This is a genomic window from Kitasatospora sp. NPDC004289 (genome assembly GCF_053602875.1).
Map to the genome: position 1 here is coordinate 1 of NZ_JBSGEL010000079.1, position 22,725 is coordinate 22,725.

Genomic DNA, 22,725 nt, shown 5'->3' on the forward strand with positions numbered 1-22,725 from the left:
GATGGTACTGCAGGGGGGACCCTGTGGGAGAGTAGGACGCCGCCGAACAATCATTCAAGAAAGCCCCCGCCGGGAAACCGGCGGGGGCTTTCTGCTTTTCCGGGCCGAATCACCTCGGCGGGAAGGGTGGACCTAGCACCACCTCGAACCGGGGAGGGATGACCAGTGCGCCGACACCTACCTCCGAGCAACACTGATGACCGTAAGCAGTCAGTCACGTTCCAGGAGCCGTCAGGTGACCACAGTCAGTCCTCCGAAGCCCGCCACCCCGCTCCATCGCGCTGCCGCGGAGGCAGTTCGCTCCGGTACCGGTGCCCTCGGGTGGTCGCTCACGGTCGTGGTCAGCTCGGCGCCCGGGGTGGTGGTGCCGGTTCTCGGGGCCATGCTGGTCGGCGGGACGACGATGGCGGTGACGGGGTACAGCGACTTCGGGGCTCTGTTCGCGTTTCTGCTGGCGGCGGCCGTCGCCGTGGTGATGGCCTCGCCGGCGGTGCGGCTGAACGCGGGGTGGACCCGGTCGCAGATCGAGCGCCGATGTGGAGTCCGGGTGCCGGTCGAGTACTCGGTGCGGCCCGCGCTGGAGGTGGACGAGCGGGGGTACTGGTGGACGGGGTACTCGTACCACCGCAGTCACGGGGTGGCGAAGGTCGCCCAGCTGGTGCACTGGTCGCTGCGGGATCCGGCGACCCGGGCGGAGATGGTCTGGTTGCTGGTGAACCCGGCAGCGGTGGTGGTGCTGTTGGGGCCGCTGGTGGGGCTCGGCCTGGGTGGGGCCCTGTTCGGGCTGACCAGCTTCGTCGACAGCCGGACCTACGGGTCGGTGTCGGGCGGGCTCGGATCCTTCGTCATCTCGCTCCTGCTGGCCGGGGCCATGGTGCTGCTCGCGGTACTGCTGCTGCCCCAGGCACTCCATCTGCACGCTGACCTGGCGCGCCGGATCCTGGACCCGAACGGCCGGGCGTCGAACATCCAACTGACCCGCAGGGTGGCCGAGCTGACGGAGACCCGGGCCGATGCGGTGGGCAGTCAGGCAGCCGAGCTGCGGCAGATCGAGCGGGACCTGCACGACGGCGCCCAGGCCCGTCTGGTGTCGATCGGGCTGACCCTCGGGACGATCGAGCACCTGTGGGAGAGCGACCCGGACGCGGCCAAGCGACTGCTGGCCGAGACCCGGGAGTCCTCGGCGAAGGCGCTCCAGGAGCTGCGTGACCTGGTGAAGGGCATCCACCCGCCGGTGCTGGCCGAGCGCGGCCTCGGGGACGCGGTCCGCGCCCTGGCGCTGGACAGCACGCAGGACGTCGAGGTGACGGTCGGTCTGCCGGCCCGGCCGGAGCTGCCGATGGAGGCGGCGGTGTACTTCTCGATCAGTGAGCTGTTGGTGAACGCGGCCAAGCATTCCGGTGCGCAGCGTGTCTGGGTGGACATCCTGCACCGCGCGGGCCGGCTTCGGGTGACCGTCACGGACGACGGCAGGGGAGGGGCGACCAAGACGCCGCGCGGTGGACTGCGGGGCATCGAGCGGAGGTTGGGTACCTTCGACGGTGTCCTGTCCGTCAGCAGTCCGCTGGGCGGTCCGACCACCATCACCATGGAGCTGCCGTGCGCGTTGTCCTCGCCGAGGACCTCTACCTCCTCCGAGAAGGGCTGACCCGGCTGCTGGAGGCGCACGGGTTCACGATCGCCGCGGCGGTTGAGACCGGGCCCGAGCTCCTGGCGGCGCTGTTGGAGCACCGGCCGGACGTCGCGGTGGTGGACGTCCGGCTGCCGCCGACGCTCACGGACGAGGGTCTGCAGGCGGCGCTGGCGGCTCGACGGGAGATCCCGGGCCTGCCGGTGCTGGTGCTCTCGCAGCACGTCCAGCAGCTGTACGCACGGGAGTTGCTGGCGGACGGCACGGGCGGGATCGGGTACCTGCTGAAGGACCGGGTGTTCAACGCGGACCAGTTCGTCGACGCGATCCGCCGGGTTGCGGCGGGCGGGACGGCGATGGATCCCGATGTGATCGCCAAGTTGTTGGAGAGCAGGTCGCGTTCGCAGCCTCTCCAGTGCCTGTCGCCGAGGGAGCGGGAGGTGCTCGGGTTGATGGCTGAGGGGCGGTCGAACTCGGCGATCGCGAGCCGGTTGGTGGTCAGCGACGGGGCGGTGGCCAAGCACATTGCCAATATCTTCACGAAGCTGGGGTTGGCACCGGCGGAGGACGCCAACCGCCGTGTGCTGGCGGTGTTGGCGCACCTCAACGGCACGCCAGCGGAGGTGGTCCAGACCGGAGGGCGGCGCGGCGACTGAACGCCCGTGCGAGTAGTATCCGGTGGGCCGAGACGGTCGCCGGCGCGGTGGTCCCGAACCTCGACGGGGGGATCCGGCAGCAACGGCCGAGTCCGGCAGCCGCCGAATCCCAGGGGTTGATCATCGAATGGCACGTCCCTCCCTCACCCGCGCCCACCGCGCCCTGCTCGGTGTGGTCGCGGCCGGAGCCTGTCTGATCTCGGGCATCGGCTTCGCGGGCTCGTACAACGCGGTGCGCGACCTGGCGGTGGAGAAGGGGTTCGGTGCCTTCTCGTACGCCTTCCCGATCGGCGTGGACGCCGGCATCGTGGTGCTGCTCGCCCTGGACCTGGTGCTCACCTGGCTGCGGATCCCGTTCCCGCTGCTGCGGCAGACGGCCTGGCTGCTGACGGCGGCCACCATCGCCTTCAACGCCGCCGCCTCCTGGGGCGATCCGCTGGGGATGGCCATGCACGCCGTCATCCCGATGCTGTTCGTGGTCGTCGTCGAGGCCTCCCGGCACGCGGTCGGCCGGATCGCGGCGATCACCGCGGACCGGCACATGGAGTCGGTCCGCCTGATGCGCTGGCTGCTGTCGCCGGTGCCGACGTTCCGGCTGTGGCGGCGGATGAAGCTCTGGGAGCTCCGGTCGTACGACGAGACCGTCCGGCTGGAGCAGAACCGCTTGGTGTACCGGGCGCAGCTGCGGTTCCGGTACGGCCGGGGCTGGCGCCGGTCGGCGCCGTTCCAGGCGCTGTTGCCGTTGAAGCTCGCCAAGTACGGGGTCCCGCTTGACCCGAGCATCCTGGACCGGATCGACGGTCCGCTGGAGAGCTCCCCGACGGGGGCTCCGGCCCCGGGGCGGGAGTTGCCGGTGACGGCGGCTCAGGTGACGGCGGGTCAGGCCGGGCCCGCCGTCGTGGCCGCTGCCCACTCCGCTCCCGCGGTCGGTGGACCGGCTCCGGCGGCTCCGGAGCACCACGCCTCGGCGCAGCAGGTCTCGGTGCAGCAGACCCCGGTTCGCGCGGCGCCCGTTCAGCAGGTGCCCGTCGAGCGGGCTCCCGTGCACGAGAAGCCGGTGGCCGAGACGCAGGCCGTGTCCGACGCGCAGGTGACGGCCGCGTTGGCGGCGCCGACGCTGGCGAAGCTGGCGGCGGTCCGGTTGCGGGACGCGCAGGATCCGAACGCGGCGGAGGTGCGTCCTGTCCCGGCCGAGCCGGAGCTGAACGTGTGGACGGCCCGCGCGGTCCGTTCTCCGGCGCAGCCGAGCGAGCCGGTGCAGACGGCGCGGGTGCCCGGTCAGCCGTCGCCCTGGTTCAAGGCGCCGCAGCCGCAGGTCGAGCAGGCCCCGCAGCCGCAGCCGCAGCCGCAGCCGCAGCGCGTGCAGGAGGTCCCGCAGGAGCAGCCGCAGGTGCGGCGGCCGGTGCGGTTGGAGCAGTTGGCCCCGCAGGGGGTGCCGGCCGGGTACGTGGAGGAGCTGCCGTTCGAGGAGGCGACGGCCGTCGAGGTGCCGGTCGAGCCCGAGCGGCGTCCGATGGGCCAGGCCGTGCCGCTCGATCCGGAGGTCTGCTTCGCGGCGCTGACCCAGTACATCGAGAAGTTCGAGCAGCAGCCCGACCCCCGGCAGCTGGCCGAGTTCCTGACCTCCGAGTTCGGTCTGGAGGGCAGCGGGCGTGACGGTTCCGTGGTCGCGAAGGACGTGGAGCGGATCTGGCCGAAGTTGAACGAACGTTTCATGGAGCTGGGCCTGGGCTGAGGTCTCTCGGAGGATCCGCCATTGACGGTCCGCGAGCCGCGCCGTTACCTTCGCCTCAACAAACTGTTGAAGGCGTGGAGGGTTCCGCATGTCGCAGGCCAAGTTCTCCGAGGCCGCCCTGGCCGCCGTCGAGGAGCTGCTCGCTCCGGTCGACGCCGATCTGACGCGGCGTTACCCGGGAGACGACGGCAGCCGTCAACCCGTGCACACGGTCTACGTACCGGCCGACGCCTTCGCCGCCGACACCGTCAGCAGCTGGGGCGCCCAGGCGCTGGCCGCCTTCGACGAGCACGCCGCCACCCCCGCCCGGCTGGCGCAGGCGCTCGGCGTCGCGGACGACGAGCTGCTGGCCGACGTCCACGCCCGGGTCCGCGCCAAGCTGGAGCGGGAGCCGATCGAGGACCTGCGGATCGACTTCGAGGACGGCTACGGCCCGCGTCCGGACGCGGAGGAGGACGCGGAGGCCGTGCGCGCCGCCCGGCTGGTCGCCGCCGCGGTGGCGGACGGCACGGCCCCGCCGTACATCGGCATCCGGATCAAGTGCATGGAGGCGCCGGTCCGCGCCCGCGGTATCCGCACCCTCGAGCTCTTCCTCTCCACCCTGCTCGCGGAGGGCGGCCTGCCCGACGGGCTGGTGCTGACCCTGCCGAAGGTCACTTACGCCGCGCAGGTCACCGCGCTGGTGCGGCTGTTGGAGGACTTCGAGCGCCGGGCCGGGCTGCCGACCGGGCGGATCGGCTTCGAGATCCAGATCGAGACCACCCAGGCGATCCTCGGCCCGGACGGCCGGGCCACCGTGGCCCTGATGATCGAGGCGGCCGAGGGCCGGGCCACCGGCCTGCACTACGGCACCTTCGACTACAGCGCCTCCTGCGGGGTGAGCGCCGCCTACCAGAGCATGGACCACCCGGTGGCCGACCACGCCAAGGCGGTCATGCAGGTGGCGGCCGCCGGCACCGGCGTGCGGCTGTCGGACGGTTCCACCAACGTGATCCCGACCGGTCCCACCGAGCAGGTGCACGCGGCCTGGAAGCTCCACCACGGCCTGGTGCGCCGCTCGCTCGCGCGGGCGTACTACCAGGGCTGGGACATGCACCCGGCGCACCTGCCGACCCGCTACGTCGCGGTCTACTCCTTCTACCGCGAGGGCCTGAAGGCGGCAGCGGCACGGCTGGCCGCCTACGTGGCGAAGGCCGGCGGCGACGTGATGGACGAGCCCGCCACCGCACGTGCCCTGAGCGGCTACGTGCTGCGCGGGCTGGACTGCGGCGCGGTGGACCTCGACGAGGTCACCGGGCTGACCGGCCTGGACCGCAAGCAGCTGGACGCGCTGGCCGGGCGCTGAGCCGCGGCCCGCGAGCGGCCGCTCGCGGCGGGCCGCCTCCGGCACCGGCCTGCGCCCGGTCCGGCGGCGCGCCCGCCTAAGCTGGCAGGGACGATCACCGTCCCTGCCAGCTTTTCTCGTGTCTGGAGACCCACCGCCCCATGTCGGAGCCGACCCCCAAGCCCTACCTCACCGTGCGGGGTTCCGGCGTGCACGAGCTGGAGATCAAGAAGTCCCGGTTCATCTGCCACCTCGCCCGGGTCGCCGACGAGGAGGAGGCGCAGGCGTTCATCGCGGGCATCCGGAAGCAGTACTGGGACGCCCGGCACAACTGCACCGCCTTCGTGGTGGGCGGCGAGCACCCGAGGGAGCGGTCCAGCGACGACGGCGAGCCCGGCGGGACGGCCGGGGTGCCGATGCTGGAGGTGCTGCGCCGGCGCGGTCTGACCGACACGGTGGCGGTGGTGACCAGGTACTTCGGCGGCATCAAACTGGGTGCGGGCGGGCTGGTGCGGGCGTACGGCAGCGCCGTCTCGGAGGCGGTGGACGCGCTCGGGCTGCTGGAGCGGCGGCCGGTGGCGGTGCTCGCGGTGCGGGCGGACCACACCCGGGCCGGGCGGCTGGAGAACGACCTGCGGGCGGCCGGGTACGCGGTGCGCGAGCTGGCGTACGCCGCGGACGTGCGGATCGAAGTCGGCGTGCCGGAGGCCGGGGTGACGGAGTTTCAGGTCTGGCTGGCCGAGGCGACCGGGGGCGCGGCGGTGGCCGAGCCGGTGGGCCGGGACTACGTCGAGGTGCCGGTGGAGGCCTGACCGGCCCGACCGGAGGACCTGACGGAGTCGTCCGCCGGGCCGGGGAGCCCAGTCCAAGAGTCTGGCCCAGCAGGCGCGGGCCAAAACCGAGTGACACTCGAACGAATTAACCATGCCCGGAGTTGGAACTTCCGCTCCGGGCACCTGCGTTTCCTGGAACAAGGAACCGCGCCGAAGTCCGGTGCGGCGCCGCCCGACAAACCCGCAGACGGAGGACGTCAGACCCCAACCACCCCGCACCACGGGAGGTACCTCGCATGACGCCACATCACAGCCCGGCCGATTCCACGAGCCGATCAGAGGGCAGGCGAGCGGGACAACCCGCCTCGCAGGCGGGCCGGTTGGACCGCCCCACGCCGTACCGGATGACGTTGACCACCTCGCGCCCCCGGCAGGAGGTGGCCGCCCTGGCGGACCAGCTGCTGGCCGGCTGGCTGAAGGGCGAGGGGCGGGACGAGCCCCCACCGAGCACCGCCGACCTTCCGGCCGAGCGCCTGCGCCTCGGCGAAAGGGTCCTGCTGGACCGGGACTTCGGCGAGCTGCGGGAGGTCCCCGGCGGTTACCTCCGCCGCCGGCTGCGCACCCCCGCCCCGCACGGCACCGACCAGTTGACCCTCACCGTGGCCTCGGCCGGTCCCGAGGGGCCGACCTGGGTCCGGCTGGAGGCCGAGCAGTTGGCGTCCGGTCCGGGACTGCGGGCGGGCGGCCGGGTGCCGGTGCCCGAGCTGGCCCGGGCACTGCTGCCGCTGCTGGACGCCTCCGACGGCCCGGTCCGGATCGGCGATGCCCCCCGGGTCGTCCGGCCCGCCGGGGTGGAGGCCCTGATCGACGAGCTCTGCGACCCGGACCGCACCCTGCCCGTAGTGGTGGCCAGCCTCCCGCCCGCGACCACCCCCGCCGTCTGGCTGGAGGGCACCGGCCGCCAGCTCACCCGGCAGCTCACCGGCCTGGCCGCGCTCTACCTGCTGGACCACGAGGCGCTGCCGCTGTTCAACGTCGCACTGGAGTACCACAAGGTCTACGGCGGAGCGGTCCGCACCTACCTGCCCGAGGTGGATCCGGCCTCGCGGGCGGACGGCGGCCGGCACCCGGTGCTGCCCCGGCACCGGATCGAGGAGGACGTCCGGCGGGCCGCCGCGCTGCTGGCCCGCGAGCCGGGCCGGCTGGCCGCCGAGCTCCCGCTGCCCGCCGAGTTGGCGGCCGTCCCGGTCTACCAGCCGCCGGCCGAGCCCACCCCGCAGGTACGGGCGGCGTCCGGCACGGGAGCCGGGTCGGAGGGGATCGGAGCGGCCCACCGGACGGCGGACACCGCCGAGCGCCAGGCCCGGGCCGACGAGCTCCAGCGGGTGCGGCACAGCCTGCACCGTTCGCGCCGCCGGGAGCGGCTGCTGCTCGCGGTGGGCGAGGAGCAGCGCACCGCCCTGCGCCGGGCCAACGCGCAGGTCCAGGCGCTGTCCGGCCGCTTCTGCACCGCCCGCTCGGCGGACGGCAGCCCGGTCACCTTCGGCGAACTGGTCGGCCGCTTCGGCGAGTTCCCGCTGCTGGAGTTCACCGGTGACCAGAAGGAGGCGGTGGCGCTGGACGGCCAGTGCGACGGCACCGGCTGGGCGCGGCTCACCTGGGAGGGGCTGACGGCGCTCCAGGAGTACGCGGCCGCCGCCGTCCGGGGCGAGGCGCACGGCGACTTCAAGCAGTGGTGCGAGCACACCCCGGACGGCTGCCACCGCTTCCCGCCGCGCAAGGCCGTCCGGGGCGAGTCCCGGACGGTGGAGAGCCACACCAAGTGGAAGCGCGAGCGGATGCTCCCGGTGCCGGAGTGCGTGGACTCCTCCCGGCGCGCGTTCATGGGCGCGCACCTGCGGATCGGAGGCGGTCGCACGGCCCCCCGCCTGCACTACCTGGACGACTGCTCGGGCAGCGGCCGGATCTACGTCGGCTACATCGGGCTGCACCTGACCAACACCCGGACGAACTGACGGACGATCAGGCGGACGACCAGGCGGTGGCGCGGCAGCGGGAGTCAGCCCCCAGGGCGGCCCGGACGGTGGACAATGCTCTGCAGCAGCCGGACGAGCTTGGGGGTACGACCACCGATGCAGTACGCACCTGAGGGTCAGTCGGACGGTACCGCCGCCGCCACGCTCCAACCGGGCTTCCTGGCCTCGCTGTTCCGCGACCTCGGCGCCGGGGAGGGCGGTGCGGACGGCCCGGGAGAGCCGGGTGCCACGGGCGGGCCGGAGGGAGAGGACGGCCCGGGAGGGTTGGGGGAGGCGGCGGAGGACGAGGTGGCCGCACGTGGCCGGGCCGCCGTGCTCAGCCATCAGCGGACCGCCGCCGTCCGGGCCGAGCACGAGCACCTGGCCGACCTGCTGCGCCGGGCCGCGCTGCCGGTCTCCGCGATGGACTTCGAGAGCCAGCTGCGCAGCTACCGTCCCCGCCCGTTCCCGGCCGCCGGGGGAGCGGAGGACCTCGGCCCGGACGGCCCCGAGCCGCGGTGGGAGGACTTCGCGCCGCCGGTGCCCGCGCAGCCGGAGGGCGCGGACGGCGCGGGCCGTCCGCTGCTCGACTCCGGCTACCAGCGGGAGTTGGCGCAGGCCCGGCTGCGCCACCAGCGCGCGCTGCGGGAGTGGCGGGCCGGCCGGGCGGCCGCGGCGGACGACGCGGCCTCCGCGGAGCGGCGGGCGCACGAGGCCCTGGAGGAGGCCCGGGCCCGGGCGGTGCGGGAGTACAACGACAGCCTGGAGGAGTGCCGCCGGGCCTACCGGCTGGCCGAGCCGGCCGCCGTGGAGTCGCTCCTGGAACGGGCGTTGGCGGCGGCCGAAGGGGCGACGCAGGACCTGCCCGCGCCGTGCCGGGCGGTGTTCCGCCCGCTGACCAGGACGGCGGTGCTCGACCTCGACCTGCCGCCGCTCGCCCTGGTGCCCTCACTGGACGGCTACCGGCTGACCACCGAGGACACCGTGGAGCCGGTGCCCCGTCCGCTCGCCGACCGGGCCAACGACTACCTGCGGCTGGTCGCCCGGCTGGCGCTGCGCGCGCTCCAGGCGGCGGACGCGGTGGACACCGACGAGATACTGACCGGCGTCGTGCTCAACGGCTGGCTCCGTGACACCCCGTCAGGAGCTCCGCTCTGCCTGCTCAGCGTGGACGCGGACCGGGACGCCCTGGCCCGCACCCGGCTGCTGCCGGCCGCCGACGAGGGGCCGGAGGAGGGCGAGGGCCGGGAGGACGGCGAGGGTCGGGAGGACAGCACGTACGAGGGTGTGTACGGCGGCCTGTACGCGGATGCCGAGCAGGACGAGGCCCTGGTGCGGCTGCGGGAGCTGTCGGCGGCGGTCTCGCCGGACCCGTACGGTCTGGCCGGGGTCGAGCCGGGTGCGGAGGCGGGCATGACGGTGCCCACGGCCGAGGACCTGTCGGCCCATGAGTTCGCCCACCTGGTGCGGGAGTTGCTGACCAGGGGCGGGCTGGGGGAGTGGAGCGTGCGGCTGCGCGGGTCGGCCGGGCTGGTGGCCACGGCGGTGGGCCAGGAGGGCAGCGCGCTGCCCGGGCGCTGGGTGGTCTGGGCCTCGCGCCCCCGCGGCGGGTCGGGGCCCGACGGGGCGGAGGTCACGGCGGCGGAGCTGCGGACGCTGGCCGAGGCGGTCCGGGAGGAAGGGGCGGAGCGCGGCCTGCGGCTGACCACGGGTCGGTTCGCGGAGGCGGCGCTGGACCTGGCGGCGGAGCTGCCGCAGATCCACCTGGTGGACGGCGACGGCGTGCGGGAGCTCACCGAGACGCAGCTCGGCATGCGGCTCGGCGTCGGCGGCTGACACGGGGCCGGGGCCGGGGCCGGGCCCCGGGACACGGGGCCCGGGCCGTTGCGGGAGCGCGAGCGGGAGGGCGGTCGGGCTGATGGGAGGGGTCGGGCGGGTCGGTGGTCGCGTCGGTGGCGGTCAGCCGTCGGTGGCGGTGAGATAGGCCGCGGCGAGCGGCGGCGAGCCCTGGTCGGCCCAGCCGTGGCCCAGGGCGGTGACGTCCAGTTCGCGGCCGCCGGGCAGCACCAGCAGGGGGCGCTCCTCCGGTCCGAGCCGCCAGTGGGTGCCGGGGACGGTGCGGCGCAGCACGGTGCCGAGGTAGAGCCCGGCGTCGTTGCCCAGGCGGTCGGAGAGCCCGGGGTTCTCGCGCCAGCGGGGCAGCAGCTGGTCGAGGGCGGTGAGGGAGCGCTCGCTGTCGTCCAGCCGCACCCCGGCCGAGTCGGCGAGTTCGCGCAGCAGCCCGCACTCGGCGAGCAGTCCGGCCAGTGCGGCTTCGCTGGCGCCGGCCGCGCGGGGGTGCCGTCGCCGGCCGAGGTACCTGCCCATGGGGCCAGGGTGCCAGGGCCCCGGGCGGGCGGCGAGGGGGACCGACGCCGCGCCGTGCCGCCGACGGCCGCACTGCCGTACTGCCGTCCTACCCGGCCGCGGCGCCGCTCGGGCGAGCCGTCGGCCCGCCGTACCCGCGCGGTCGCATCGGTCCGGGCCCCCTGGTGGGTGGTGCCGGGCGGGCTGGGAGGATGGGCGTTTCGTTCGGCGGTGTACGAGGAGGGGCCGGGGTGGGTGCGAGGCGGATCGGTGGACCGGGGCCGGGGGTGAGGGGCCGTCACCCTGACGGACCGTCCGGCGGGCGGGCGGCCCGGGGGGCGGAGAGGCTGGCCGGCAGGGCCGGGGGTCTCTGCTCCGGTCCGGGCCGGGCGTCTGTGCCCGTGGGCAGCGGTCCGCGCAGCCGTCCGGCCCCACCGGGAGCGGACGAGCGGGAGGGCCGTCGATGACCGCGGTGCTGGTGGCCGCCGGGGCGTTCCTGATGACGCTGCTCGGCGGACTGGTGGCGCAGCGGGTCGGGGACCGTCGGCACTTGGTGCTGGGGTTCGCGGCCGGGCTGATGCTCGGGGTGGTGGCCTTCGACCTGCTGCCGGAGGCGATGCACGCGGCGCCGCAGGAGCTGCACGGGGTGCCGCAGGCGCTGCTGATGTTCGCTGCCGGGTTCCTGGCGATCCACGTGGTGGAGCGGGCGGTGGCGATCCACCGGAGCCACGAGACGGAGTACGCCGAGCACTCGCACGGCCACGCCCACTCCCACGGCCACGCGCACGGCGGCAAGCAGGGCGTCGGACTCACCGCCGCCGGTGCGCTGGTGACGCACAGTCTGATGGACGGATTCGCGATCGGTGCGGCGTTCCAGGCGGGCACCACGGTGGGCACGGTGGTGGCGATCGCGGTCGTGGCGCACGACTTCGCGGACGGGTTCAACACCTACACGATCACCCGGATGTACGGGAACGACCGCCGCCGGGCGTTGACGCTGCTGGGCGCGGACGCGTTGGCGCCCGTGACGGGTGCCGCGATCACGCTGCTGTTCACCATCCCGGAGCAGGCGCTCGGCCTGTACCTCGGGTTCTTCGCGGGGTTCCTGCTCTACCTGGCGACCTCGGACATCCTGCCGGAGGCGCACAGCCCGCACCCGTCCCGCACCACGCTGATCTGCACGGTGCTCGGGGTGGCGTTCATGTGGCTGGTGATCGGCTTCGCTGAGTAGGACCGCCCCCACGGCCGGTCGGCCGGCCCGCCTGACCGGCCGTCAGTGCGTGGCGTCCCACTGCTCGCGGACGGCGGCCAGGGCCGCGGCCACGGCGGGCCGCCGGCTGGTCCTGGTCCGCCAGAGGACGAACACCCGCCGGGCCGGTTCGGGCACCACGGGCCGGGCGACCACCCCGGGCGGTAGCGGGCCGCGGCCGAGCCGGGGGACGAGGCCGAGGCCGAGCCCGGCCTCGATCAGTGCGATCTGGGTCTCGAACTCGCCGACCTGGTAGACCACGTCGGGTTCCTCGCCGGCCTCCCGCATGGTGCGCACCAGCCAGTCGTGGCAGATGTTGCCGGGCGGCACGCTGGTCCAGCGTTGCCCGAGCAGGCGCTGGACGGGGACCACGGCGAGGGCTGCGAGCGGGTGTTCGGCACGCAGCAGCAGGTCGACCGGGTCTTCGCCGAGGTCGAGCCGGGAGAGGCCGTCCTGGACGGGGAGCGGGACGGTGGGCCAGTCCTGGACGAGGGCGAGGTCGACCTCGCCGCGCGCGACGAGTTCGGCGGCCTGGTAGGGGTCGGACTCCAGCAGCCGGACCTCCAGGTCGGGGCAGTCCCGCCGGAGGGCGGCGAGCGCGCCGGGCAGGACACCGCGGGCGCCGGTGGCGAAGGAGGCGACCAGCAGGCGGCCGACGGCGCGGCCGCGCTGGCGCTCCAGGGTGACCTCGGCCTGTTCGACCAGGGCGAGCACCTCACGGGCGGTGTCGGCGAGGGTGCGGGCGGCGTCGGTGAGGACCACGCCGCGGCCCTGCTTCTCCAGCAGTACGGTGCGGGTCTCCCGCTCCAGCTTGGCGATCTGCTGGGAGACCGCCGAGGGGGTGAAGCCGAGTGCGGCGGCCGCGCCGCCGACCGATCCGTGCACGGCGACGGCGTGCAGGGCGCGGAGCCGTCCGAGGTCCATCACGTGTGCCTCCTCTCCCCGGGCAGCATCGGGCTGTCGGGCTGTCGGGCTGTCGGGCTGTCGGGCGGGGCGGGCCTGCGCCCGTCATCGTGCAGTGATGCTAAAGCATTCCCTGTAGGACAAGTCGCTGGTGCTACACGATCCCGCCGGGCCATGCTGACGGGCATGCAGATGAGCCCCCGTCACATCGCCCTCGCCGTGCTGGTCGCCGCCGTGTGGGGGGTCAACTTCGTGGTGATCCACGTGGGCCTGGGCCACTTCCCGCCGTTCCTGTTCGGGGCGCTGCGGTTCGCGGTGGTGGCGGTTCCGGCGGTGTTCTTCGTGGGGCGGCCGCGGGTGGCGTTCCGCTGGGTGGTGGCGGTGGGGCTGACGCTCGGAGTGGCCAAGTTCGGGCTGCTGTTCTTCGCGATGAACGCGGGGATGCCCTCGGGACTGTCGTCGCTGGTGCTGCAGAGCCAGGCGGTCTTCACGGCGGTGTTCGCCGCCGCGCTGCTGCGCGAGCGTCCGCCGGTGCAGCGGATCGCCGGGCTGGCGATCGCCTTCGCCGGGATCGGCGTGGCGGCGGTGGACCGCGGGCTGAACGGCCCGGTCGGGGCGTTCGCGCTGGTGATCCTCTCGGCGGCGTTCTGGGGGCTGTCCAACGTGCTGACCAAGAAGGCCGCGCCGGCGGACGCGCTGCGCTGGATGGTCTGGATGAGCGCGGTGCCGGTGCTGCCGCTGCTGGCGCTCTCGCTGCTGTTCGAGGGGCCGTCGGCGGCGGAGGAGGCGTTCGCGGCGCTGAGTCCGGCCGGTATCGGGGCGGTGCTCTACGTCGGGCTGGGGTCGACCCTGTTCGGCTTCATGGCCTGGAGCTTCCTGCTGGGGCGCTACGACGCCTCGGCGGTGGCGCCGTACTCGCTGCTGGTGCCGGTCTTCGGGATGTCCTCGTCCTGGCTGCTGCTGGGGGAGGGGATCAGCCCGCTGGGGGCCGGGGCCGCGCTGCTGGTGGTGCTCGGCATCGGGCTCACCGCGTTGCGTCCGGGGGCGCTGCGTTCCGCCCGGGTGCTCAGGCCCGGTCGGCCGACCGGGCTGCTTCGAAGGCGAGTTCGGCCTGTCGCAGGGCCCGCAGCAGAGCCTCCTGCTCGACTCGGCTGACCGGCCCGAAGTACTCCTGGGCGACCTCCTGGCGGACCAGGCCGATCCGCTCCAGCGCGCCGTGCCCGGCGGCGGTCAGGACCACCCGCACGGCCCGGCGGTCGTCCGGGTCGGGGGTGCGCTCTACCAGGCCGGCCTCCTCCAGGGCGTCCACCACGGTGGTGGCGGAGCGGGGGGCGATGTGGAGGCGTTCGGCGAGTTCGCTCAGCCGCATGGTCTCCCGGCCCTCGCAGCCGGGGGCGTGCGCCAGGGTGCGCAGCGCCCGGGCCTGGCCGGGGGTGATGCCGTAGGGCTCCAGGCGCACCATGGTCTGCCGGCGGATCCGCTTCATCGCCCGGGTCAGTGCGTCGGCGAGGTCCGCGGCGGTCTCGGCGGGCGGCTCGGCGGCGGGCACGGACATGGGGGCGGCTCCTGGGACGGTAGGTGGCCACCAGGGTATCGGGGCTGCCGGAGAGCCCTCCGGGGTGTCGCCGCCGAAATACCTTGAGCTTGACTCACCATTCACTTAGGCTGACCTAATCTTAACCACGAGGAGTACACCGATGTCCGTTTCCCAGGCCCGTGTCGTCACGGACCGTCCGTCCCGCTACGGCAAGCAGCTGGCTGCCCACATGGGCCGCAAGATCCAGGCCGACTGGTCCGAGGAGAGCGGCCGCGGCGAGCTGGTCTTCAGCGCCGGCACCGCCGTGCTCACCGCCGAGGAGGGTGCCCTGCTGCTGGTGGTCGAGGGCGCCGAGGAGAACCTCCCGCAGCTGGAGGACGTGGTCGGCCGCCACCTGGTCCGCTTCGGCACCCGCGACGAGCTGGTGGTGGAGTGGCAGCGCGAGAGCGGCGCCCCCGGCACCGTCCAGCGCAACGACGCTCCCGAGGAGTAGGGCCGCACCCGAGGAGCAAGGCCGCACCAGCACGGGCGGCCGGCCCCCGACGAGCGGCCCGCGTCCGACGAGCGGTCAGCTCCGGCGCCGCGCCCACGGGATGACGTACCGCCACAGGCACCAGAGCGCCGTCCCGGTCAGGCACCAGCTGGCCACCACGTCCAGCAGCCAGTGGTAGTCGCTCCACACCAGCCCGGCCCCGACGCCCAGGCAGAGCAGTGCGGTCAGCCCGTACAGCCACCGCCGCGGGCGCCGGGCCAGGGTGGGGCCGAGCAGCAGGGCGGCGGTGCCGTAGGCGAGGGCCGAGGTGGCGGTGTGCCCGGACGGGTACCAGCCGAGCTGATCGGCGGCCAGCGGCACGCCGAACGGGCCGGGGCGGGCGAACAGCGCCTTGGCCGGGACCACCAGCAGCGGCACCAGCAGTCCGGCGGCCGCCGCCACCGGCAGCGGGTACCACCAGCGCCGCCGCCCGGCCGTCCGCTCCCGCGCGGCGGCCAGCGCGGCCGCGCCGAGCAGCACCGGCATCGCGGGGAAGGGCCCGCCGAGGTCGGCGAGGCCGGCGCCCAGGTGGTTCAGCAGGGTGCTGTGCAGACCGGTGCGGACGGCCCGGGTGGAGCGCCTGGCCCAGTCGTCCAGCTCCAGCAGCGGACCGTCGGCGGCCACCTGCCAGGAGACCACCGCCAGCACCACGAGCAGCAGCGCCGGGAGCCAGAACCCGCCCAGGACGTGCGAGAGCCGCCCCGGAGCAGGGGGGAGAGCTCCGGGGCGGCTGGGGAGATCGCCGTTCCGTGCGCCCCGGGGGGTGTGGGCCGGACGGTCGGTCGATCGGTCCTCGGCTGCCGCTGCCCCCGAGGGGGCGGGTGGCGTCGTCGGTAAGGAGTGTGGCTCGCTGTCCATCTGTCATGACAGTACGTCAGAACCCGGCCGAACAGGGCGGGCCGCGCGGTTTGCCACAGCATCTTCACCACTGCGCGTGCAGCCAGCGCGAGCATTCAGCGCGCGCATCCGACCGGCGCATCCGGCGCAAGCAAACGGAGGGGCCCGGTCCGTGCGGACCGGGCCCCTCGCGTGTGACGCGGCGTCAGGCGGAGCGGACGGTTCAGACCGCCGCGAAGGCGCTCTCGATGATGTCCAGGCCCTCGACCAGCAGGTGCTCCGGCATCACCAGCGGCGGCAGGAAGCGCAGCACGTTGCCGTAGGTGCCGGCGGTCAGCACGACCAGGCCCTCGGCGTGGCAGGCCTTGGCCACGGCGGCGGTGAACTCCGGGTTCGGGTCCTTGGTGCCCGGCTTGACCAGCTCGACCGCGATCATCGCGCCGCGGCCGCGGACCTCGCCGATCACGTCGAACTTCTCCTGCATGGCGCGCAGACGGCCGAGCATGACCTCGCCGATCTGCCGCGCCTTGCCGTTCAGGTCCTCGGACTTCATGGTCTCGATCGAGCCGAGCGCGGCGGCGCAGGCCACCGGGTTGCCGCCGTAGGTGCCGCCCAGGCCGCCGGCGTGCGCGGCGTCCATGATCTCGGCGCGGCCGGTCACGGCGGCCAGCGGCAGACCGCCGGCGATGCCCTTGGCGGTGGTGATCAGGTCCGGGACGATGCCCTCGTCGTCGCAGGCGAACCACTGGCCGGTGCGGCAGAAGCCGGTCTGGATCTCGTCGGCGACGAAGACGATGCCGTTCGCCTTGGCGTACTCGACGATGGCCGGCAGGAAGCCCTTGGCCGGCTCGATGAAGCCGCCCTCGCCCTGGATCGGCTCGATCACGATCGCGGCGACGTTCTCGGCGCCGATCTGCTTGTTGATCAGGTCGATCGCCTGGGCGGCGGCCTCGGGGGCGCAGTTCTCGGCGCCGGTCAGCCAGCGGTAGGGGTAGGCGACCGGGACGCGGTAGACCTCGGGGGCGAACGGGCCGAAGCCCTGCTTGTACGGCATGTTCTTCGCCGTCATGCCCATGGTGAGGTTGGTGCGGCCGTGGTAGCCGTGGTCGAAGACCACGACGGCGGTGCGCTTGGTGTAGGCGCGGGCGATCTTGACCGCGTTCTCGACGGCCTCGGCGCCGGAGTTGAACAGCGCGGTGCGCTTCTCGTGGTCGCCCGGGGTCAGCTCGTTGAGCTGCTCGGCCACGGCCACGTAGCCCTCGTACGGGGTCACCATGAAGCAGGTGTGGGTGAAGGCCTCCAGCTGCGCGGTGGCCTTGGCGACCACGGCGGCCGCGCTGTTGCCGACGTTGGTCACGGCGATGCCGGAGCCGAAGTCGATCAGCGAGTTGCCGTCCACGTCCTCCAGCACGCCGCCGCCGGCGCGCGAGACGTACACCGGCAGGGTGGTGCCGACGCCGGCCGCCACCGCGCCCAGCTTGCGGGCCTGCAGCTCCTGCGACTTCGGGCCCGGGATCGCGGTGACCAGGCGACGCTCCTGCGGAAGCGGCGTTGCAGTGCTCATCGTGTGTTCTCCATGTCTAGGGGCCCGGAATTACGAGGCGCGGTCCTCGCAGGCTACGGCCGGGTACGGCCGCTGGGCATGCGCCACTCGGTAGCAGTGGGCCACCCGAATTGTCCGGGGCGGCCAGCGCACGAGATCAGTTACGCGGCGCCTCCGCTCCACTACATTGGTGCCGACCTTCCAACGGGGGAGCGCGGGCAGAGGGAGCGGGGCCGCCACATGGGACTGGACGGGACCTACGGGCAGCGGGCGGCCGAGCAGGCCCAGGTCGCGGTGCCGCCGCAGCGCGGCGTCGCCCCCTTCGACCTGACCGCCTGGGTGAACGCGCCCAGACCCGAACTCGCTCCCGGCGTCTGGCGGCTGAACCACCGTCAGCGCACCGAGGCCGACCGCGAGGCGGCCGCCGTCCCGGCCGGCCCGCTGCTGTGGCGGGCGGCGCTGAACGCGCTGGTCGCCTGGTTCGCCTACCTCTACGGGGTCGAGCTGGTCTTCTGGGTGGCCGGTCTGCTCGACCTGCTGGACGGCCTCGGCCAGGCCACCTCGGTGATCGCCCTGCTGGTGGTCAACGGCCTGGTGCTCACCGTGGTGATCCGCGTGTTCGGCCGGATGGGCCGCTGGCCCGAGGTCTGGCGCCGCTGGGTCGCCCCGCTGCTGGCCCGCACCGTCACCCAGGAGCAGCCGTCCGAGGACGCCGAGCCCGCCGGCCCCACCGACCCGTGGGCCGCGCTCCGCCAGGGCGGCGCCGCCGAGGCGGCCCGGCTGCTGGACGGACGGCCGGTCGGCGACGTGGACTACGTCCGGATCCAGCGCGCCTGGGAGACGGTCCGGCAGGACCCGGCGCTGCTGCCCGCCTTCACCGAGCAGGTCGCGGCCCGCGGCCCCGCCGCCTGCGCGCACCCCTCCGAGGCCCGCGACCTGACCGGCCGCGGCCCCGGCCACGACCTGCTGACCCGTCAGGTCCGGCTCGGCGCGGCCCAGGACGTGGTGAAGAACCCGCAGACCCACCGGGCCACCGGCTTCGCCCTCGACCCCGCCCTGCTCGGCACCTCGCTGCTCGCGGTCGGCCCGGCCGGCACCGGCAAGACCGCCGGGCTGGCCCGTCCGCTGGCCGAGGCGCTCTGCCTCCAGGCGCTGGCCGGCACCGCCTGCGCGGTGGTGCTCGGCTCGGCGGAGGCCGATCTCGGCCCGGACGACTGGTACGACGTGGTGATCGCTCCGGGCGACCCGTCCTCCCCGTACGGGCTCGACCTGTTCGGCGCCGCCGTCGAGGTGGAGCAGGCCGCGGCCCGGCTGGCCGACGCGCTGCTGCCGGACGAGCTGGCGCCGCGCGGCGAGGCGGCCCGGGCCGCGCTCCAGCAGACCGTCGGCCCGTTCCACGCGGCCTACGGCCGCTACCCCGGGGTGCGGGAGCTGCGCGCGCTGCTCGGGGGCGCGGCCGCGGCCTGGCAGACGCTCCGTCAGACCCTCGACGACAACGGCCTGCTGGCCGCGCACGAGGCCGACCTCCAGCACCGGGAGCGCCAGCACGGCCGGGCCGACGACCCGGGCGCCCTGCTGGCCGACCGACTGGCGCTGCTGGACCGCCCGGCCTTCGCCGGGCACTTCCCCGGCGACGGCCCGGGCCGCCCGGCCTTCGCCATGCGGGCGCTGGACCACCCGCTGCGGGTGCGGGTGAAGCTGCCCGAGCGCGGCCACCCGGAGGCGGCCCGGATGCTGTCGCGGCTGCTCGCCGGCCAGTTCGTCCAGGCGGCCGCGGCCCGCACCGAGCGGGCGCTGTTCGCGGGCCTGGTGGTGGACGAGGCCTCGGCGGCGGTGGACGCGCAGGTGATCCGCGGACTGCAGGGCATGCGCGGGGCCAACGCGGGCGCGGTGCTGCTGCTGCGCACCCTGGTGGACCTGCCGGAGGCGCTGCGCACCGCGTTGTTCGGCGCGGTCGGCTGCCGGATGGCCTTCCCCGGCATCGCGCCCTGGGACGGCAAGCTGTTCTCCGAGGCCTGGGGCACCCACCTGGTCCGCGAGACCGCCGTCACCCACACCCCCGACACCTCCGGCGGGATGTTCCGCAAGGCCAGCCGGGGCCTGCGCAAGGCACTGTCGGGCACCGCCGCGCAGACCGAGAGCGTCACGGTCCGGGACGTGGAGCGGCACCGCTGGTCGCCCTCGGACCTGGCGCACGCGCTGCCGAGCGGGCACGCGGTGATCTCGCTGGCCTCGGTGACGGGTGATCAGGTCCCGCCGCTGCTGGTCGACCTGAGGGGCTAGTACCCGAGGGGCGGCCGACGGGCGGACTACGGTCCGGAGGATTCGGTCCGTCCGCTTGTCCGGAGCGTCCATAATGGGGGGAGAAGCCCTCATCGCCAGGCCGCAACGGCGCGTCCCCGGCGGCAAACACTCCGAAGGTGCCATGCCCCCCACACTCGCCTCCGTCGTCCGCAACAGCTCGCTCCACCTGACGGTCCTCGCCGGAGCGGACCACCTGGAGCGGCCGGTCCGCTGGGTGCACACCAGCGAGCTGGACGACCCCACGCCGTTCCTGGAGGGCGGGGAGCTCCTCCTCACCACCGGGATCAAGCTGGGCAAGGCGGCCGCCAAGCTCCAGGCGTACGTGCACCGGCTGGCCGACGCGGGGGTGGTCGGGCTCGGTCTCGGCGTCGGGCTCTCGCACACCGAGGTGCCGCAGGCCCTGGTGGACGCCGCCGCCCAGCGCGGCCTGCCGCTGCTGCGGGTGCCGGAGGCCACGCCCTTCATCGCGATCAGCAAGGCCGTCTCGGCCGCCCTGGCCGCCGAGCAGTACGAGGCCGTCACCACCAGCTTCGAGGCCCAGGAGGAGCTGACCCGGGCCGCCCTCGGCAAGGACGGCACCACCGCGGTGGTCCGCCGCCTGGCCGCCCGCCTCGGCGGCTGGGCCGCGCTCTACGACGGCTCCGGCGCGCTCTCCGCCGTCGCCCCCGACTGGGCCGCCCGCCGGGCCGGCCGCCTCGCCGCCGAGGTGGACCGGCTGCGCCGCCGCCCGGCCCCCTCCAGCGCCGCGCTGCAGGGCCGCGCCCCCGGCATCGACACCGCCGACGAGGACTACGTGGTGGTCCAGTCGCTCGGCGCCGACCGCCGCGCCCGCGGCTTCCTTGCGGTCGGCACCGAGGACCGGATCACCCCCACCGAGCGCTACGTGCTGAACGCGGCCGTCGCCCTGCTCACCCTCACCCTGGAGCGCTCCCGCGAGCTGCGGCAGGCCGAGGAGCGGATGGGCGCCGCCCTGCTCGGCATGGTGCTGGCCGGCGAGGCGGCGACGGCCCGTCAGGTCGCGGCCGGGCTGTTCGGCGGCCTGCCCGAGGGCACCGTCCGGGTGCTGGTCGGCGGCCTGGGCCCGAACGGCGACCCGGAGGCGCTGAACGAGCTCGGCGACCGGGCCGAGCAGGCCGGCAGCCGGGTCGGCGAGCGGCTGCTGGTCTCCCGCGAGGACGGACCGCACGGCCCCCGGCTCACCGTGCTGGCCCCCGACGGCGGCTCGGCCCACCGCGCCTGCCTGGGCGCGGCCGAGGAGCACGAGGGGATCGCCCTCGGCGTCTCCGCCCCGTGCACGGTGGAGGAGGCGGGCACCGCCTTCGCGCAGGCCGAGCGGGCCCTCGCGGTGGCACTGCGCGGCGGGCGCCGCTCGGTGGACCACGAGGAGGTCGGCGCCGGTTCGCTGCTGCCGCTGCTCGGCGAGGAGGCGGTCACCGCCTTCGCCGAGGGGCTGCTCAGACCGCTGCGCGAGCACGACCGCACCGCCCGAGGCGACCTGGTCGCCTCGCTGCGCGCCTGGCTCTCCCGGCACGGTCAGTGGGACGCGGCCGCCGCCGACCTGGGCGTCCACCGGCACACCCTGCGCTACCGGATGAAGCGGGTCGAGGAGCTGCTCGGCCGTTCGCTGGACGACACCGACGTCCGGATGGAGCTCTGGCTGGCGCTGCGCGCGGGCGAGGACTGAGAGCGCCCGGCCCCGCCCGGCGCCCGACCTGACGGACCGCTACGCCAGTCGGTAGTGCGGGCCGCGGCCACTTCGCCGCCGTGTCCAATCCTGCTCGCGCGGGTGCGCCCCTACCGTGGATCCGGTAGAGCACCACACGACGACAGAAGGGGCCGGTACGACCGTGACCACCACCCATGAGTTCTGGCTGGCCGGCCGCAAGGCGTCGGGCGACGCCGAGTTCGAGGTCCGCCACTCGTACGACGGCAGCCTGGTCGGCAAGGTCAGCATCCCGACCGACGCCCAGGTCGAGGAGGCGCTGGACGCCGCCGTCGCGGTCGCCCCGGCCCTGGCCGCCACCCCCGCGCACGTGCGCGCCACCGCGCTGGACCACGTGGCCCGCCGGCTGACCGAGCGGACCGAGGAGATCGCCCGCCTGATCACCGCCGAGAACGGCAAGCCGATCAAGTGGGCCCGCGGCGAGGTCGGCCGCGCCGCCTCGGTGTTCCGCTGGGCCGCCGAGGAGGCCCGCCGGACCAACGGCGAGACCATGCGCCTGGACACCGACCCGGGCGGCGTGGGCCGCTTCGCGGTGGTGCGCCGCTTCCCGCGCGGCGTGGTGCTGGGCATCGCCCCGTTCAACTTCCCGCTCAACCTGGTCGCCCACAAGATCGCCCCGGCGATCGCGGTCGGCGCTCCGATCATCCTCAAGCCGGCCCCCGCCACCCCGCTCTCCGCGCTGGTGCTCGGCGAGATCCTGGCCGAGACCGAGCTGCCGGCCGGCTCCTGGTCGGTGCTGACGGTCGAGAACGAGAAGATGCCCGCCCTGGTGCAGGACAAGCGCCTGCCGGTGATCTCCTTCACCGGTTCGGACAAGGTCGGCTACCAGATCATGGACTCGGTGCCGCGCAAGCACGTCACCCTGGAGCTCGGCGGCAACGCCGCCGCCGTGGTGCTCGCCGACTGGTCGTCCGAGGCCGACCTGGAGTGGGCCGCCACCCGGATCGCGATGTTCTCCAACTACCAGGGCGGCCAGTCCTGCATCTCGGTGCAGCGCGTGATCGCCGACGCCTCGGTCTACGACGCGCTGGTGGAGAAGGTCGTCGCCAAGGTCGGCGCCCAGGTCACCGGCAACCCCTCCGACGACGCGGTGGACGTCGGCCCGCTGGTGGACGAGAACGCCGCCAAGCGCGTCGAGGCCTGGGTCGAGGACGCCGTCACCAAGGGCGCCAAGGTGCTGGCCGGCGGTACCCGCGAGGGCGCCACCTACGCCCCCACCGTGCTGGCCGAGCTGCCCGCGGACGCCATCCTGGCCAAGGCCGAGGTCTTCGGCCCGGTGCTCTCGCTGCACAAGGTCGACTCCACCGACGAGGCCTTCGCGCTGGTCAACGACTCGCCGTTCGGTCTGCAGACCGGCGTCTTCACCCACGACCTGCAGGCCGCCTTCAAGGCCCACCAGGTGCTCGAGGTCGGCGGCGTGATCATCGGCGACGCCCCGTCCTACCGCGCCGACCAGATGCCGTACGGCGGCGTCAAGGACTCCGGCGTCGGCCGCGAGGGCGTCAAGTACGCGATGGGCGACTTCACCTACGAGAAGGTCATGGTCCTCACCGGCCTCGACCTCTGAGCCACCCCCTGAATCACCCTCTGATGCCCCGTCACCGACCGCTGGTGACGG

The 22,725-nt window shown here is 74.5% G+C and carries 18 protein-coding genes; 13 read left to right on the plus strand and 5 right to left on the minus strand.

Annotated features, from left to right (window positions below):
• Positions 1-235: 235 nt before the first annotated feature.
• The 7 genes from ACWEPF_RS33945 (at position 236) to ACWEPF_RS33975 (ending at position 9,969) form a co-directional block, all read left to right on the plus strand.
• A complete protein-coding gene (locus ACWEPF_RS33945) occupies positions 236-1,648 on the plus strand; it encodes a sensor histidine kinase (RefSeq protein WP_345285612.1) in 1,413 nt (470 codons plus the stop codon).
• A complete protein-coding gene (locus ACWEPF_RS33950) occupies positions 1,600-2,286 on the plus strand; it encodes a response regulator transcription factor (protein ID WP_345285614.1) in 687 nt (228 codons plus the stop codon). Before ACWEPF_RS33945 ends, ACWEPF_RS33950 begins: the two co-directional genes overlap by 49 nt.
• A gap of 127 nt (positions 2,287-2,413) precedes the next feature.
• Positions 2,414-4,021 carry a DUF2637 domain-containing protein gene (locus ACWEPF_RS33955; RefSeq protein WP_452175626.1) on the plus strand — a complete coding sequence of 536 codons (1,608 nt, stop codon included), beginning with the start codon at positions 2,414-2,416 and terminating at the stop codon, positions 4,019-4,021.
• Between the two features lie 88 nt (positions 4,022-4,109).
• Entirely contained in the window at positions 4,110-5,366 is a 1,257-nt protein-coding gene (locus tag ACWEPF_RS33960) for a DUF6986 family protein (RefSeq protein ID WP_452175627.1), read from the plus strand.
• Between the two features lie 140 nt (positions 5,367-5,506).
• A complete protein-coding gene (locus tag ACWEPF_RS33965; RefSeq protein ID WP_345285620.1) occupies positions 5,507-6,157 on the plus strand; it encodes a YigZ family protein in 651 nt (216 codons plus the stop codon).
• Positions 6,158-6,522: 365 nt separating this feature from the next.
• Positions 6,523-8,133 (plus strand): hypothetical protein, encoded by a 1,611-nt coding sequence (locus ACWEPF_RS33970; RefSeq protein ID WP_452175628.1) that lies wholly within the window; start codon positions 6,523-6,525, stop codon positions 8,131-8,133.
• Between the two features lie 117 nt (positions 8,134-8,250).
• The gene (locus ACWEPF_RS33975) at positions 8,251-9,969 is read left to right on the plus strand and encodes a restriction endonuclease (RefSeq protein WP_452175629.1); all 1,719 of its coding nucleotides are present in this window, start codon (positions 8,251-8,253) and stop codon (positions 9,967-9,969) included.
• A 123-nt stretch (positions 9,970-10,092) separates the two neighbouring features.
• Here the strand turns inward: ACWEPF_RS33975 and ACWEPF_RS33980 are convergent, their stop codons facing one another.
• Positions 10,093-10,500: a DUF6278 family protein gene (locus ACWEPF_RS33980; protein ID WP_345285626.1), complete on the minus strand. Its 408-nt coding sequence runs from the start codon at positions 10,498-10,500 to the stop codon at positions 10,093-10,095.
• A 442-nt stretch (positions 10,501-10,942) separates the two neighbouring features.
• Between ACWEPF_RS33980 and ACWEPF_RS33985 the strand changes: the two genes are divergently transcribed.
• The gene (locus ACWEPF_RS33985; protein WP_345285628.1) at positions 10,943-11,710 is read left to right on the plus strand and encodes a ZIP family metal transporter; all 768 of its coding nucleotides are present in this window, start codon (positions 10,943-10,945) and stop codon (positions 11,708-11,710) included.
• Between the two features lie 42 nt (positions 11,711-11,752).
• Here the strand turns inward: ACWEPF_RS33985 and ACWEPF_RS33990 are convergent, their stop codons facing one another.
• A complete protein-coding gene (locus tag ACWEPF_RS33990) occupies positions 11,753-12,655 on the minus strand; it encodes a LysR family transcriptional regulator (protein ID WP_345285630.1) in 903 nt (300 codons plus the stop codon).
• Positions 12,656-12,823: 168 nt separating this feature from the next.
• Between ACWEPF_RS33990 and ACWEPF_RS33995 the strand changes: the two genes are divergently transcribed.
• On the plus strand, positions 12,824-13,786 hold the full coding sequence (locus tag ACWEPF_RS33995; protein WP_452175639.1) for an EamA family transporter: 963 nt from the start codon (positions 12,824-12,826) through the stop codon (positions 13,784-13,786).
• Here the strand turns inward: ACWEPF_RS33995 and ACWEPF_RS34000 are convergent.
• Positions 13,698-14,186 (minus strand): MarR family winged helix-turn-helix transcriptional regulator, encoded by a 489-nt coding sequence (locus ACWEPF_RS34000; RefSeq protein ID WP_452175630.1) that lies wholly within the window; start codon positions 14,184-14,186, stop codon positions 13,698-13,700. The genes ACWEPF_RS33995 and ACWEPF_RS34000 overlap by 89 nt on opposite strands.
• A gap of 142 nt (positions 14,187-14,328) precedes the next feature.
• On the opposite strand from ACWEPF_RS34000, the gene ACWEPF_RS34005 reads away from it, so the two are divergent.
• Positions 14,329-14,661: a DUF2218 domain-containing protein gene (locus ACWEPF_RS34005; RefSeq protein WP_345285634.1), complete on the plus strand. Its 333-nt coding sequence runs from the start codon at positions 14,329-14,331 to the stop codon at positions 14,659-14,661.
• A gap of 75 nt (positions 14,662-14,736) precedes the next feature.
• On the opposite strand, the gene ACWEPF_RS34010 is transcribed toward ACWEPF_RS34005, so the two are convergent.
• Together ACWEPF_RS34010 and gabT are read right to left on the minus strand one after the other, a co-directional pair.
• Complete coding sequence (locus ACWEPF_RS34010; protein ID WP_452175631.1) at positions 14,737-15,351, minus strand: phosphatase PAP2 family protein; 615 nt, start codon at positions 15,349-15,351, stop codon at positions 14,737-14,739.
• Between the two features lie 409 nt (positions 15,352-15,760).
• The gene (gabT, locus tag ACWEPF_RS34015; protein WP_345285638.1) at positions 15,761-17,101 is read right to left on the minus strand and encodes a 4-aminobutyrate--2-oxoglutarate transaminase; all 1,341 of its coding nucleotides are present in this window, start codon (positions 17,099-17,101) and stop codon (positions 15,761-15,763) included.
• A 219-nt stretch (positions 17,102-17,320) separates the two neighbouring features.
• Here gabT and ACWEPF_RS34020 point away from each other — a divergent pair, with 219 nt between their 5' ends.
• From ACWEPF_RS34020 to ACWEPF_RS34030, 3 genes are all read left to right on the plus strand, one after another.
• Positions 17,321-19,363, plus strand: coding sequence for an ATP-binding protein (locus ACWEPF_RS34020; RefSeq protein ID WP_452175632.1), 2,043 nt, complete (start codon positions 17,321-17,323; stop codon positions 19,361-19,363).
• 142 nt (positions 19,364-19,505) lie between these two features.
• A complete protein-coding gene (locus ACWEPF_RS34025) occupies positions 19,506-21,068 on the plus strand; it encodes a PucR family transcriptional regulator (RefSeq protein ID WP_345285642.1) in 1,563 nt (520 codons plus the stop codon).
• Between the two features lie 163 nt (positions 21,069-21,231).
• Entirely contained in the window at positions 21,232-22,674 is a 1,443-nt protein-coding gene (locus ACWEPF_RS34030) for an aldehyde dehydrogenase family protein (RefSeq protein WP_452175633.1), read from the plus strand.
• Positions 22,675-22,725 lie beyond the last annotated feature (51 nt).

Excerpts from the sequence above, each read along its gene's own strand:
- ACWEPF_RS34020 (WP_452175632.1), top strand. The coding sequence starts at position 17,321 with ATGGGACTGGACGGGACCTACGGGCAGCGGGCGGCCGAGCAGGCCCAG.
- ACWEPF_RS34000 (WP_452175630.1), bottom strand. The coding sequence starts at position 14,186 with ATGTCCGTGCCCGCCGCCGAGCCGCCCGCCGAGACCGCCGCGGACCTC.
- ACWEPF_RS34025 (WP_345285642.1), top strand. The coding sequence starts at position 19,506 with ATGCCCCCCACACTCGCCTCCGTCGTCCGCAACAGCTCGCTCCACCTG.
- ACWEPF_RS33965 (WP_345285620.1), top strand. The coding sequence starts at position 5,507 with ATGTCGGAGCCGACCCCCAAGCCCTACCTCACCGTGCGGGGTTCCGGC.
- ACWEPF_RS33955 (WP_452175626.1), top strand. The coding sequence starts at position 2,414 with ATGGCACGTCCCTCCCTCACCCGCGCCCACCGCGCCCTGCTCGGTGTG.
- ACWEPF_RS33970 (WP_452175628.1), top strand. The coding sequence starts at position 6,523 with ATGACGTTGACCACCTCGCGCCCCCGGCAGGAGGTGGCCGCCCTGGCG.
- ACWEPF_RS33985 (WP_345285628.1), top strand. The coding sequence starts at position 10,943 with ATGACCGCGGTGCTGGTGGCCGCCGGGGCGTTCCTGATGACGCTGCTC.
- ACWEPF_RS33995 (WP_452175639.1), top strand. The coding sequence starts at position 12,824 with ATGAGCCCCCGTCACATCGCCCTCGCCGTGCTGGTCGCCGCCGTGTGG.
- ACWEPF_RS34005 (WP_345285634.1), top strand. The coding sequence starts at position 14,329 with ATGTCCGTTTCCCAGGCCCGTGTCGTCACGGACCGTCCGTCCCGCTAC.
- gabT (WP_345285638.1), bottom strand. The coding sequence starts at position 17,101 with ATGAGCACTGCAACGCCGCTTCCGCAGGAGCGTCGCCTGGTCACCGCG.
- ACWEPF_RS33980 (WP_345285626.1), bottom strand. The coding sequence starts at position 10,500 with ATGGGCAGGTACCTCGGCCGGCGACGGCACCCCCGCGCGGCCGGCGCC.
- ACWEPF_RS33960 (WP_452175627.1), top strand. The coding sequence starts at position 4,110 with ATGTCGCAGGCCAAGTTCTCCGAGGCCGCCCTGGCCGCCGTCGAGGAG.
- ACWEPF_RS33975 (WP_452175629.1), top strand. The coding sequence starts at position 8,251 with ATGCAGTACGCACCTGAGGGTCAGTCGGACGGTACCGCCGCCGCCACG.